Here is a 12404-nt window from a genome sequence, read left to right on the forward strand (position 1 = left end):
GAGGCCCCAGATGCGCGCATTGACATGGCACGGCACGCACGACGTTCGCGTCGACACCGTACCCGACCCCGAAATCATCAACCCGCGGGACGCGGTGCTGCAGGTCACGTCCACCGCGATCTGCGGTTCTGACCTGCATCTCTATGACGGCGTTATCCCGACGCTGCAGAAGGGAGACATTCTCGGTCACGAGTTCATGGGTAAGGTGGTGGAAACCGGTCCGAAAAGCACGCTCAAGAAGGGCCAGCGGGTTGTGGTGCCCTTCACGATCGGCTGCGGGGCCTGTTACTTCTGCGAAAAGCAGCAATTTTCCGCCTGCGACAACTCGAACCCGGTCGCAAATCAGGACATATCCGAAAAGCTCTACGGGCACGCCATGAGTGGCCTGTTCGGCTATTCGCACATGACGGGCGGTTATGCCGGCGGTCAGGCGGAATATGTGCGCGTGCCCTTCTCCGATGTCGGACCGGTGGTGGTACCGGACGGGCTGGAGGACGAACAGGTCCTGTTCCTTTCCGATATTCTGCCCACCGGCTGGATGGCGGCCGAGAATGCCGGGATCGAGGAAGGTGACACCGTCGCCGTGTGGGGTTGCGGACCGGTCGGCCTGTTTGCCATCCAGAGCGCCCTTCTCATGGGAGCCGATCAGGTAATCGCCATCGACCACTATCCCCGCCGTCTGGAGCTTGCCCGCAGCCTTGGCGCCAAGATCATAAACTTCGAAACGACGAAGGTGGGCGAGGCGCTGATGGAGATGACCGGCGGCATCGGCCCCGATGCGGTGATCGACGCCGTGGGCATGGAAGCGCACGGATTTGCCATCGACAACCTGCTGGAGATTGCCAAGCAGAAAGTCGGCATCGGCGCGGACCGCGGGCATGCGCTGCGCGAGGCCATCATGGCGGTGCGCAAGGGCGGACGGGTGTCGGTGCCCGGCGTCTACGGCGGGTTCCTCGACAAGTTCCCGCTTGGGGCCATGATGGAAAAGGGCATCGAGATCCGCACCGGTCAGACGCATGTACAGCGCTACAGCGAGGACCTCCTCAGGCGCATTGAGGCCGGTGAAATCGACACCACCTTCCTGATCAGCCATCGTCTGCCGCTGGAGATGGCCCCCGAAGGCTACAGGAATTTCCGCGACAATCAGAACGAATGGACCAAAGTGGTTCTCAAGCCAGGAGCGGCATGATGAGTGAGGACAACGGACGGTGGGCGCTGGTGACAGGCGCTTCGACCGGCATCGGATACCATCTGGCCATCTGTTGTGCCGAAGACGGCTATAATCTCCTTGTGTGCGCCGACGAAGACCAGATCAAGCAGGCGGCGGAGGACTTCCGCGAGCGCGGAACCAGGGTGGAGGCAATTCGCGCCGATCTTGCGACGGAAAGCGGCGTGGCAGACCTCTACCGCGTGGCGAGACACCGCGACATCCACCTTCTGGTCGCAAATGCCGGCATCGGGCTCGGCGACGCGTTCCTCGACGAGGATCTGCTCGAGGCACAGCGGGTGATCGACACCAACGTCAGCGGCACACTGTCGCTGATCCACAAGATCGGCCACGACATGAGGCAGCGGAGCAGCGGACGGATTCTCATCACCGGCTCCATTGCCGGTTTCATGCCCGGCAGCTTCCAGGCGGTCTATAACGGCACCAAGGCATTTCTGGACAGTTTCGCCTTCGCACTCGGCAACGAGCTCAAGCAGACCGGTGTGACGGTGACCTGCCTGATGCCCGGCCCTACCGACACGCCGTTCTTCGAGCGCGCCGGACTGGAAGACACGAAGATCGGCGCCGGCGACAAGGACGATCCCGCCGAGGTGGCGAAGACAGCCTACAAGGCCATGATGGACGGACGGGCAAGCGTCGTCACCGGATTCATGAACAAGGTGCGGGTGGCCTTCTCCGACATCATTCCGGAACCAACTCTGGCCGAGATGCATCGCCGGATGGCCGAGCCCGGCTCTGCGCCGGACTGATCAGGCTGGCCTGGGGTGGTCGACGTCATCGGGCGCGGTCAAGGCCCCACCTCTGCGTCCGGCACCGCTTGTCACCAAGCGCAACCGGGAATGAGGCGGCCGAAGAGCGGGATCGTACCGGCAATCCTGCTTGGGCAGCGGCTTTCAGCCGCGTTCGATGAATTTGTTGAAACGGCTCGTGCCGCCCGCGTCGGTCTCGTCCTGGTGAAGGAATGCAAGGCCGTTCTCCTCGAAGATGCGGAAGAACTCGTCCCAGCCGATCTCCTCCAGCCCCTCTTCGGGTTCTCCGAAATCGATCCGCAGTATGCCACCCTCCTGGGATCCCTTGACCTTTGCAGGATGTCCGCCACGGTCCTCCACCCATTTCCTGATCGTCTCATGGTTTGTGGTGCTGACTGCCGAGCTCATGGTCGCTCCCTCTCTTGTTTGCAGCTGCCGCAAAAGGCCCGCAGCTGGGGGTCGTGGTGCCCTAACGAGAGAACCCGGCAGGTGGTTCCGGGTGTACGGTTTCGCCGGCCCAGGGTTACACGGTTGGCGGCGATGACTCTTCCTTCTCGATGACCAGACGGATATCCTCGGCCAGGTTGCCGAGGTGGCGCTCGATCGCAACGCGCACCGCATCGGCATCGCGGGCCTCAAGGGCATCGAGGATAGCCGCGTGATGGCCGATCACGCGGTCCCTGTTCCGCCGCTGGCTTGCCGAGAGAAACCTGGCCCGCCAAAGGCGCGCCAGATACGCGCGGTGCGTTTCGGCAAGCGCGGCATTGTGCGACGCCCTTGCGATGACGGTGTGAAATTCCATGTCGATCTCGAAGAGGTCGAGGGCGTCCGCGCGATCGTAGCAGTCAAAGATCCGCCGGTTGAGCGCCCGCAACGCCGCCATGTCGGCCTCGGTGGCGTTTTCACAGGCCAGCTCCGCGGAGAACTTCTCAAGCGCCACCAGCACGGCGACCTGGTCGGAGATTTCCTTGAAGCTCGGCCGGGCGACGACCGGGCTGCGCGAGGGGCGCAGGATGACCAGCCCTTCTTTCGCCAGAATGCGGATTGCCTCGCGCATCGGAGTCCGGCTCACTCCAAGCTCCAGGGCATTGTCCCGTTCCTTGATGGCCGAACCGGGGGGAAGCTTGCCGCGAAGAATGTCACGGCGAAGCCGCGCCGCGATCTCGTCCGCCAGGTTCGGTTCCGACATTATTGTACTTCTCCGAAAGATCCGCGATGTGCCCCGGTTCCAGACGGTTCGTCCGGGCTGGCGCAATCCTGTCGAGAGGAGAGATTTAAAGGATTTAAATTTGGTATACCAAAATCCATTGATTGTCGAGTTGCCATTCGCTAGCCTGTTTTCGGGATTGGTACACAAGAGCAGCCGGCAAGGCTGCCGCCCAGACCGAACCAGCAGCCAGACACCGGCTGAAAAGGGAGGAAATAGGATGACGATTAAGGCGCTTCTCACGTCGGCAGCCATTACAGCTTTTATTGTGGCCCCCGCCGCGGCCCAGGAAACCCACCTCAGGATCCAGACGCACTACGGCCCCGAGACGATCTCGGGCAAGAACGCGGCGCAATTCATCGATGACGTCCAGGTGATGTCGAACGGCGAAATCACGATCGAGATGTTCTACTCGTCTTCGGTCGTCGCCTCCGTCGAAACCTTCGACGCGGCGGTCAACGGCATTCTCGAGTGCGACATGACCGGCGGTGCCTATCAGACGGGCAAGAACCCGGCGTTCCAGTTTGTCGGCGACATCATGGGCGGTTATGACACGCCCTATCAGCAGCTCGGCTGGCTCTACAAGGGTGGCGGCTATGACGCGGCGCAGGAGCTGTACAACCAGTATGGCATGCATCTCGTCGGCTGGTGGGTCGTCGGCCAGGAATCGCTGGCATCGTCCAAACCGATCAAGACCGTTGACGATTTCAAGAACTGGAAATTCCGCTCGCCTCCGGGCATGGAAACCAAGATCTTTGAAAAACTCGGTGCGTCTCCGATCGTGATGGATTTCACCGAAGTCTTCACCGCGCTCGAATCCGGCATTATCGAGGGGGCCGATGCATCGATCCTTGCGAACAACAAGGGCATGGGTCTTTACGACATCGTGAAACACGCCACTTACCCGGGCTTCCATTCGATGCCGTCAGATCATCTGGCGTGCAACAAGGAGATCTGGGATGCCATGCCCGAGCATCACCGCCGCATCCTCGACACTGCGATGCAGAAACTGGCACTGCAGCAGGCCCTGACGGCAGAGTACGAAAACAACAAGGCCGCTGCCGAACTGCGCGCCGATGGCGTGACCTTGCATGATCTCAGCCCGGAAGCGCGTGCCGCCTTCCGCGAAGCGGCGGTTTCGACCTGGCCCGAATTCGCCACGACCGAGGAAGCGAAGGCGCTGGTTGACTCCCATACCGAGTATCTCAAGTCGCAGGGCATGGCGAACTGAGGTTCTCAGCCAAGCTGTAATACGCCGGCGGATCTTTTCAAGGTCCGCCGGTCTTTTGCCTGCGGCAGACGATCTGTGAGTGCCAAAAGAGGAGGGTTTGGCCATGCAAGAGCAACACTACTGCTGGCTCGGATCGCTGCGCGGTCTGGTCCGCAAGGCGGCGATCCTGTTCGTAAGCCTCGCACTCTTGAGTGCCGGCTGGCTGATCTTCAGTGGACTGTTCCTCGGGTCCGAAATCGGCATGCAGCAAATGTTGAGACCCGGCGATCTTCTTTCCGTCAAGATCACGTTGTGGTTGCTCTTATTCGCGCTTCTCTTTTCCTCCATCTACCTGTCGGACACCGTAGGCGCCATCGAAATGCGGCCCCGGGGTTTCTTTGACATCATCTCGTTGATCTGCAGCAGGTTGGCCATGTTGGGCATCGGTTTTCTCGTGTTCGTCATGTTCTACGAGGTCGTCGCGCGCTACGTTTTCGCAGCGCCGACGCTCTGGGCCAACGAATTCTCGCTTTGGATGGCGGGGTTCATCTTCCTGCTGGCCGGGCTCTACGCCATGCAGCAGCGCAGTCATATCCGGATCTACATCGTCTACGACCTGATGCCCCGTTGGTTGCAGAAGGCCTCAGACTGCATTTCGGTGCTCCTGATCTGGGCCTTTGCCGCCGCCCTTGTCTGGGGCGGGTTCAACGAGGCATTGACGAAACTGCTGCGGTGGGAGGCCTTCGGAACCGCATGGAACCCGCCGATTCCCGGCACAATCAAACCCGCGATCCTCATTACCGTTGCGCTGGTGGCCCTGCAGGCTCTGTCGAACCTGATCCTGGACTGGGACAGCGAACCCGAACACCATTCGCCGCTGGACGAGATCGACGAAGCCGAGATCGAGAGCATCCGCCGCTCTCTGGAGAACAAGTGAAATGGATCTGCTTGCCAGCCTTTCCTGGATGAAGGTCTCCGATATCGGCACCCTCTCCCTGATCCTGCTCCTCGGCATGTTCGTCCTGCTTGCCATGGGCATGTCCCTGGGCTTTGCGTCGGCCTTCCTGGCGGTCGCAACGCTGGTCATGAAATTCGGCCCGGAGTTCCTGTTCCAGGACTTCGGTCGCGGGCCGCTCTCGGTGCTCGCCCAGGCCATCTACCGGCAGATGACGAATTACGTCCTCATATCGGTGCCGCTTTTCATTTTCATGGCGTCCTTGCTCGAACGATCCGGCATCGCGCGCGACATGTATTCCTCGCTCAACGTCTGGCTCAGCCGGACCCGGGGCGGAATTGCCATCGTCACGTCGCTCATGGCGGTGATCATGGCGGCCATGTCCGGCATCATCGGCGGCGAAGTCGTGCTGCTCGGCCTGATCGCCCTGCCCCAGATGCTGCGGCTGGGCTACAATCAGAACCTCGCCATCGGCACCATCTGCGCCAGCGGAACCCTCGGCACCATGATCCCGCCCTCCATCGTGCTGATCATGTACGGGCTCGTCACGGAGACGTCGATCAAGGGCCTGTTCACGGCGTCGTTCCTGCCGGGCTTCATGCTGGCGAGTTTCTTCATCGTCTACATCGTCCTGCGAACCCGCATCGACCCGAAGCAGGCACCCCTGCCGGAACCCGAGCCGGACGACCCGGCCGGCCGGGAGAAGACGCTGCTGTTTGCCGGCTTCCTGGCGCGGTTCACTCTCTGGATCTGCGGCGTGCTTCTGGTGCGCGCACTCTTCTTCACAGTAACAGGCGCCAACGATGTCACGGAAGGTGTCGACCCGATCCTGCTCGGCATGGTGAGCGACATTCCATGGATCCTCGGTGTCTTTGCCGTCGCGCTCCTGCTGATCGTCTTTGTCATCGGCCGCGAGCGGACCGCCACGGGCTGGCACATGGGACGCGGGCTCATTGCACCGGTGGTGGTGATCGGAGTGGTGCTGGGGTCGATCTACGGCGGGATCACCGGGATCACGGAAGCGGCCGGCATGGGCGTCATCGCCGTCTTCGTGATCGGCCTAATCCGGCGGGAAATGACCTTCACTATCGTCTGGGACAGCCTGATGCGGACGCTGAAATCGACCGGCACGATCATCTGGGTGACCATCGGCGCGGCGGCGCTCGCGGCCGCCTATACGCTCGCCGGCGGCCCCAGCTACGTGGCCAACCTGATCGTCGGCGCAGAACTTCCCACGATGGGCATCATCCTGGTCATGATGGCGATCTTCCTGGTGTTGGGCATGTTCATGGACTGGGTCGGCATCGTGCTGCTGATCATGCCGGTTTTCCTGCCCATCGTGCTGAAACTGCCGGTCGCCGAAATCGGCGTCTTCGGCGAGATCGAGCCGCGCTACGTGGCGATCTGGTTCGGCGTGGTGTTCTGCATGAACATGCAGGTCAGTTTCCTGTCGCCGCCCTTCGGCCCGGCCGCCTTCTATCTCAAGTCGGTGGCCCCGCCGCAGATCTCGCTGACCGACATCTTCCGGGGCTTCCTGCCCTTCATCATGATACAGCTTCTGGCATTGGCGGTTCTGCTCTTGTGGCCGCCGATCGTGACGCTGCTCCTGTAGGTCGCCAACCCATGTTCTTGCGGGCCAGACCTCTTGCCGATGGGGATTTGACATGAAGATCACCGCGCTTGAAACCATCCGGATCGCGGAGCGACCCAATCTCATCTGGCTGCTCGTCCACACGGACGAGGGCGTTACCGGCCTGGGCGAGACCTTCTACGGAGCGGGAACGGTCGAGGCCCATATTCACGAAACCCTGGCGCCCCTGATGATCGGCGAGGATCCGCGCCGGATCGAGTATTTGTCCCTCAGGGCGGAAGGCTATCTCGGCTGGAGGTCGTCGGGCGCCGAAACGCGCGGCAACTCGGCACTGGATATCGCGCTCTGGGACCTGATGGGCAAGGTCACGGGCCAGCCCGTCGCACAGCTTCTGGGCGGCTTCACCCGCCCCTGGATCCGGACCTACAACACTTGCGCCGGCACCGACTATGTGAAGGAGGATACCGGACAGCAGACGGACAATTACGGCCTGGGCACCGGGGGCCACTACGACGACCTGAACGGGTTCCTCTCCCGGGCGGACGAACTGGCCCTCTCGCTTCTCGACGAGGGCATCACGGCGATGAAGATCTGGCCGTTCGACATGGCGGCGGAAAAGACCCGCGGCCTCGACATCTCGGCAGAGGATCTGAAGGCCGCGCTGGTGCCGTTTGAAAAGATCCGCGCCGCCGTGGGCGACAGGATCGACATCATGGTCGAGTTTCACTCGATGTGGCAATTGCTCCCGGCGATCAGGATCGCCAAGGCGCTTGCGCCTTTCGGCACCTATTGGCACGAGGATCCCATTCGCCTCGACAGTCTGGACCTGCTCAAGCGCTATGCCGACGCCTCCCCCGCGCCGGTCTCCGCCTCCGAGACGCTCGGGGGCATCGGCGCCTTCCGCGACCTGATCGCGACCGGGGCCGCCGGTGTGGTGATGCTGGACCTGAGCTGGTGCGGCGGCATCACGACGGCCCGCAAGGTCGCCGCCATGGCCGAAGCGGAAAAACTGCCCATCGCGCCCCATGACTGCACGGGTCCCGTGGTGCTCACAGCCTCCACTCATCTGTCCCTGGCGGCACCCAACGCGGTTATCCAGGAAAGCGTGAGGGCCTTCCATCGCACCTGGTACCGTGACCTGGTCACGGCCCTGCCACCGATCGAAAACGGGCAGATCACGGTCCCGGACGGACCGGGGCTCGGTCTGGAGCTGTCACCCGACCTGGACAAACGCTTTACCACCACGCGCCGGATCACCAACGCCAACGCGCTGTAGGTGTCGGGAGAACAGTCCTGCCGGGACGGTCGTTCGTGGATCGCGGCAGTAATATATCGGCAACGACTATGACCACCTGTCCGCGGCCGCCATCGCCTTGCCCTCGGCTGCCCACAACGACCCGCGCCGGATGATTTCCGTGACCTGGGGAAGTTTCAGGTCGTCCAGTTCATGGCCGATCGAACAGTAGAATACCCTCCCCTTGTCCCACCGCCGTTTCCAGACCACGGGGATGACGGTGCCTTCGATCCACCAGAGGTGCTTGCCGGAGAAGGTCGTGGTCGCCAGGACCTCGTTCGAGGGATCGACAAGCATGTAGTACTGCTCGGACGTCAGCCGGAAACTGTCGATCCCCCGGACAATCGGGTCCGCGGGGCGGCAGATCGTGACGTCGTAGTCGATATAGTCTTCGCGGGGCTGCAGATTGTCCGGCCAGCCGGGCGGATGGGCGACGAACTGGCCGCCGATCAGGAAATGGTAGGTCGGCCGGTCGCGGAAGGCATCGCCCATATGGCCGTGCCAGCCCGCGATTCCGCATCCGTTGGCGATCAACTTCAACAGACCGTCTTCCTGCGGCTTGGTCATGTTGCCGAACTCTTCCCTGTGGCCGGACCGGGCGGAGGACCAGATCGGCGTGATCAGGTCGACATCGGCCAGATCCTGCGGATGCTCCAGCGGTTCCATTGTGTCGTAGACATCGACCTCGAACCCGTTCTCCTTCAGGAGCGCTTCATACCAGTCGCTGAAATGGGTCGGTGCATGGCCTTCCCAGCCGCCGACGAAAAGCACAGCTTTCATTTCAATCCCTTTTTAACAAATGTCAGGATGGAGGCCATGTCCCGCGTGTCATAGCCGGCCTCGCCCGCGGCCGTCAGAACCGTCTCGTTGAGTTCCGCCTGGGGCATGATGACGCCGAGCGTCCGGGCGAGATCGAGGGCAAGGCCCACGTCCTTTCGCGCAAGCGCAACCGTGAAACTGACGTCGTGAGCCTGTTCGTCGAGATAAAGGTCTTTTCTGTAGGCGAGGACGGGAGCCGCCGCCGCTGAATTTTCAACGACTTCATAAGCGACGTCCGGCGCGATACCGGCAGCGGACGTCAAGGCCAGCGCCTCGGACAGGGTCTGGTTGAGACCGTGGATCAGCATGTTCACGCCGAGTTTCATGGTCGCTCCCCGCCCGGCCGCCCCCAGCCAGATGGTGCGTTTGCCCATTGCCCCGAAGAGCGGCTCCAGGTCCGGCGCCTCACCTTGCGTCGCGCCGGCCATGATCAGCAGCCGGGCGTCCTCGGCGGCCCTCGTGGCACCCGAAACAGGCGCATCGACAAACCTGAGGCCTGCGTCGGCCATCGCCTGATGGACCTTCGTCACCATGGGAATGGAGATCGTGCCCATTTCCGCGAAGACGGACGCTCCACCGGAGGCACTCAGAAATCCTTCCGGACCGAAATAGACGTTCTCGACTGCGGCATCGTCCGCCAGCATGGAGATGACGACATCCGATCCGGCTGCGATCGCGGCCGGCGTGGTGGCGCTCCTGGCACCATGGCGCCGCGCAAATGTCTCTGCCTTTTCCGGCGTCCGGTTCCAGACGGTCACATCGTGACCGGCCGCGGCCAGATTGGCGGCCATGCGCACGCCCATTCGGCCAAGCCCGGCAAATCCGACCCGCACTACGCCGCCTTGCCCGGTGAAATGCCGGAAATCGCCTGGATGAGATTGTCTTCGCTTACCTCTTCGGAGGTGAAGGTCCGAATGATCTCGCCGTTGAACATGGCAACGATCCGGTCGCTGACATGCAGGACTTCCGGCATTTCCGAGCTGATCACGATCACCGCGTAACCCTGGCTTGCCAGGTCCCGGATCAGATTGTGGATCTCCGACTTGCTGCCCACGTCGATGCCGCGGGTCGGTTCGTCCACGATCAGGACGTTCGGGTGCATGGAAAGCCATTTGCCAATGACGATCTTCTGCTGGTTGCCGCCCGAAAGATTGCCGACAAGCTGCTTCCATCCGGGCGTCCGGATATCGAGCCGGTCGCGGTACTGGTCGAATATGGCGATCTCAGCGCCTTCGGCGACAAACGGCCCGGTTTTCAGATCGTTGATCTGGGGAAGGGTCATGTTGTCTCGGCAGTTCATGCCAAGAACAAGGCCTTGGCCCTTGCGGTCTTCCGGGACCAGCGAAATGCCTTTCTCGATTGCGTCGGCGGGGGAGTGAATGACGGTTTCTTCACCGTCGAGAAGGATCTGCCCTCCGCTTGGCTCGCGAAGGCCGAAGAGCGTTTCGGCGATTTCGGTCCGGCCGGCTCCCACCAGGCCGTAAAACCCGACCACTTCGCCCCGGCGGACTTCAAAGCTGATGTTGCGGAACAGGGAGCCGCAGGACAGATTGCGCACTTCGAGCGCCACGTCGCCAAGTTCGTGGTGGCTGACATTGCGGGAAAGGTCCAGCTTGCGCCCGATCATCAGCTGCGTGATTTCATCTTCGTTGGTCTCGGTGGTGACCAGAGTGCCGCGATACTGGCCGTCTCTGAGAACGCTGATCCGGTCCGTGATCTTGAAGATCTCTTCCATCCGGTGCGAAATGTAGATGATGCCGGCACCGTGATTCTTCAGATCGGTGATGACATCGAAAAGCACGACCTTTTCCGCGTCGGTCAGCGAGGCCGTCGGCTCGTCGAAAATGACGGCCTTGGCCTCGACGGTCAGTGCGCGGGCAATTTCAACCATCTGCTGGTTGGCGATGGACAGGTCGCCGACCTTGGTCTTCGCATCGAAACCGACCTTGAGTTTGCCCAGGATCTCGTCGGTCCGGGCATAGAGTTTCTTCCAGTCGACAAGGCCGAAGCTCTTTTTCGGCAGTTCACCGAGATAGATGTTCTCCGCAACCGTCAGTTCCTCTGCCAGGCTGAGCTCCTGGTGAATGAAGACGATGCCCTTGCTCTTTGCCTGAAGCGGTGAGGTCATGACGACGGGCTTCTCACCGACAATGATTCGGCCTTCATCGGGCTGATAGATCCCGCCGAGGACTTTCATCAGTGTCGATTTGCCGGCGCCGTTCTCACCCATCAGGGCATGCACCTCACCCGGCATGACGGAGAAGGAGACGTTGTCGAGCGCCCTCACCCCGGGAAATGTCTTGACGATCCCTTCCAGGCAAAGGGCGGGTGTCGAATTGCTCATATTCTCAACTCCTGTCGGCCCTTGAGGTTGAGCTGGCGGTCGAGGAACAAGACGGCGATCAGGATCAGTCCGATCACGATATTCACCGTTTCCGTGTCGGCGCCGATGTGCCCCAGTCCCTTTCGCAGGAGCTGTATCGCAAGCACCCCGCCCAGGGTGGACAGAACGGACCCGGCGCCACCCGTCAGCTTGGTGCCGCCGAGCACGACCGCGGTGATGATCCAGAGCTCATAGAGCTCGCCGTCATTGGGGTTCACGGACCCGGATTCCGAATAGAAGACTACGGCCGAAAGAGATGCCAGGAAACCGATGATCATGAAGTTGATCATCATGTGCGGACCGACCCGGATGCCGGCATTGATCGCAGCCGTCCGGTTGTCGCCGATTGCGTAGGCGTTGCGGCCATGGACGGTGCGGTTCATCACAAACCAGAGCACGGCGGTGACCGCGATCAGGAACCAGGTTGCCGTGTGCAACCCGAGAAACTGGGCTTCGGCAAAATCGACCAGCGTCCAATTGAGGTGCGAGGTCGGCTGTTCGCCATTGTACATGAAGACCAGGCCGCGATAGCCGAGCATGGATCCGAGCGTGACGATGAAGGCATCGACACCGGTTTTCCACACGATCAGTCCATTGAGTGCGCCGAGCAACATGCCCGTCATCAGGGCAAGGCCCCAGCCGATGAAAATGACTCCGTCTCCCAGGCCCGCGAAGATCGGCCAGGTCATGCTGTCGAGCAGGACGACGGCACTGAGCGCGAAGGTCGCGCCGACGCTCAGGTCGATATTGCCGTTGATCATGATGATGGTCATGCCGATGGCGATGATGCCGATCGGAGCCGACTGCTTGAAAAGCAGCAGCATGTTATCAAGGTCCATGAAGGCCTTGTCGCTCAGCGACTGATATTCCCCGGCGACCGAGAAGAAGATCAATTCGACAATGATGAAGCCCCAGATCGCGCCGCGCTTCAGGAAGGTGCTGAGAGTTCCAGGTTCCATTTTTCCCTC

The 12404-nt window shown here is 61.6% G+C and carries 12 protein-coding genes; 6 read left to right on the forward strand and 6 right to left on the reverse strand.

Features of this window, described 5'->3' with window-relative positions; all coding sequences use genetic code 11:
• Window positions 1–10: 10 nt before the first annotated feature.
• Window positions 11–1189: a zinc-dependent alcohol dehydrogenase gene (locus ON753_RS01100; protein WP_265960703.1), complete on the forward strand. Its 1179-nt coding sequence runs from the start codon at window positions 11–13 to the stop codon at window positions 1187–1189.
• Window positions 1189–1977: an SDR family NAD(P)-dependent oxidoreductase gene (locus tag ON753_RS01105; protein ID WP_377047312.1), complete on the forward strand. Its 789-nt coding sequence runs from the start codon at window positions 1189–1191 to the stop codon at window positions 1975–1977. Before ON753_RS01100 ends, ON753_RS01105 begins: the two co-directional genes overlap by 1 nt.
• A gap of 144 nt (window positions 1978–2121) precedes the next feature.
• Here ON753_RS01105 and ON753_RS01110 read toward each other — a convergent pair whose 3' ends face one another.
• Together ON753_RS01110 and ON753_RS01115 are read right to left on the reverse strand one after the other, a co-directional pair.
• Window positions 2122–2385 (reverse strand): hypothetical protein, encoded by a 264-nt coding sequence (locus ON753_RS01110; RefSeq protein ID WP_265960705.1) that lies wholly within the window; start codon window positions 2383–2385, stop codon window positions 2122–2124.
• A gap of 115 nt (window positions 2386–2500) precedes the next feature.
• Window positions 2501–3166: a GntR family transcriptional regulator gene (locus tag ON753_RS01115; protein WP_265960706.1), complete on the reverse strand. Its 666-nt coding sequence runs from the start codon at window positions 3164–3166 to the stop codon at window positions 2501–2503.
• A gap of 238 nt (window positions 3167–3404) precedes the next feature.
• Between ON753_RS01115 and ON753_RS01120 the strand changes: the two genes are divergently transcribed.
• From ON753_RS01120 to ON753_RS01135, 4 genes are all read left to right on the forward strand, one after another.
• Window positions 3405–4415 (forward strand): TRAP transporter substrate-binding protein, encoded by a 1011-nt coding sequence (locus ON753_RS01120; RefSeq protein WP_265960707.1) that lies wholly within the window; start codon window positions 3405–3407, stop codon window positions 4413–4415.
• A 103-nt stretch (window positions 4416–4518) separates the two neighbouring features.
• Complete coding sequence (locus ON753_RS01125) at window positions 4519–5331, forward strand: TRAP transporter small permease subunit (protein ID WP_265960708.1); 813 nt, start codon at window positions 4519–4521, stop codon at window positions 5329–5331.
• 1 nt (window position 5332) lies between these two features.
• Entirely contained in the window at window positions 5333–6961 is a 1629-nt protein-coding gene (locus ON753_RS01130; RefSeq protein ID WP_265960709.1) for a TRAP transporter large permease, read from the forward strand.
• 52 nt (window positions 6962–7013) lie between these two features.
• Complete coding sequence (locus tag ON753_RS01135; RefSeq protein ID WP_265960710.1) at window positions 7014–8216, forward strand: mandelate racemase/muconate lactonizing enzyme family protein; 1203 nt, start codon at window positions 7014–7016, stop codon at window positions 8214–8216.
• A gap of 66 nt (window positions 8217–8282) precedes the next feature.
• Here the strand turns inward: ON753_RS01135 and ON753_RS01140 are convergent, their stop codons facing one another.
• Genes ON753_RS01140 through ON753_RS01155 form a run of 4 tightly spaced genes read right to left on the reverse strand, consistent with a single transcriptional unit; the run spans window position 8283 to window position 12395 of the window.
• Complete coding sequence (locus ON753_RS01140; protein WP_265960711.1) at window positions 8283–9014, reverse strand: ThuA domain-containing protein; 732 nt, start codon at window positions 9012–9014, stop codon at window positions 8283–8285.
• Window positions 9011–9886 (reverse strand): NAD(P)-dependent oxidoreductase, encoded by an 876-nt coding sequence (locus ON753_RS01145; protein WP_265960712.1) that lies wholly within the window; start codon window positions 9884–9886, stop codon window positions 9011–9013. The genes ON753_RS01140 and ON753_RS01145 overlap by 4 nt, the downstream gene beginning before the upstream one ends.
• A complete protein-coding gene (locus ON753_RS01150; RefSeq protein WP_265960713.1) occupies window positions 9886–11397 on the reverse strand; it encodes a sugar ABC transporter ATP-binding protein in 1512 nt (503 codons plus the stop codon). The genes ON753_RS01145 and ON753_RS01150 overlap by 1 nt, the downstream gene beginning before the upstream one ends.
• Window positions 11394–12395, reverse strand: coding sequence for an ABC transporter permease (locus ON753_RS01155; protein ID WP_265960714.1), 1002 nt, complete (start codon window positions 12393–12395; stop codon window positions 11394–11396). The genes ON753_RS01150 and ON753_RS01155 overlap by 4 nt, the downstream gene beginning before the upstream one ends.
• Window positions 12396–12404 lie beyond the last annotated feature (9 nt).

It is taken from the genome of Roseibium salinum (assembly GCF_026240905.1).
In the GTDB taxonomy this organism is placed as follows: Bacteria; Pseudomonadota; Alphaproteobacteria; order Rhizobiales; family Stappiaceae; genus Roseibium; species Roseibium salinum.

Bases quoted from the DNA above. Each gene is read 5' to 3' on its own strand.
- ON753_RS01140 (WP_265960711.1), bottom strand. From the start codon at position 9,014: ATGAAAGCTGTGCTTTTCGTCGGCGGCTGGGAAGGCCATGCACCGACC.
- ON753_RS01110 (WP_265960705.1), bottom strand. From the start codon at position 2,385: ATGAGCTCGGCAGTCAGCACCACAAACCATGAGACGATCAGGAAATGG.
- ON753_RS01150 (WP_265960713.1), bottom strand. From the start codon at position 11,397: ATGAGCAATTCGACACCCGCCCTTTGCCTGGAAGGGATCGTCAAGACA.
- ON753_RS01100 (WP_265960703.1), top strand. From the start codon at position 11: ATGCGCGCATTGACATGGCACGGCACGCACGACGTTCGCGTCGACACC.
- ON753_RS01120 (WP_265960707.1), top strand. From the start codon at position 3,405: ATGACGATTAAGGCGCTTCTCACGTCGGCAGCCATTACAGCTTTTATT.
- ON753_RS01105 (WP_377047312.1), top strand. From the start codon at position 1,189: ATGAGTGAGGACAACGGACGGTGGGCGCTGGTGACAGGCGCTTCGACC.
- ON753_RS01130 (WP_265960709.1), top strand. From the start codon at position 5,333: ATGGATCTGCTTGCCAGCCTTTCCTGGATGAAGGTCTCCGATATCGGC.
- ON753_RS01135 (WP_265960710.1), top strand. From the start codon at position 7,014: ATGAAGATCACCGCGCTTGAAACCATCCGGATCGCGGAGCGACCCAAT.
- ON753_RS01155 (WP_265960714.1), bottom strand. From the start codon at position 12,395: ATGGAACCTGGAACTCTCAGCACCTTCCTGAAGCGCGGCGCGATCTGG.
- ON753_RS01125 (WP_265960708.1), top strand. From the start codon at position 4,519: ATGCAAGAGCAACACTACTGCTGGCTCGGATCGCTGCGCGGTCTGGTC.
- ON753_RS01115 (WP_265960706.1), bottom strand. From the start codon at position 3,166: ATGTCGGAACCGAACCTGGCGGACGAGATCGCGGCGCGGCTTCGCCGT.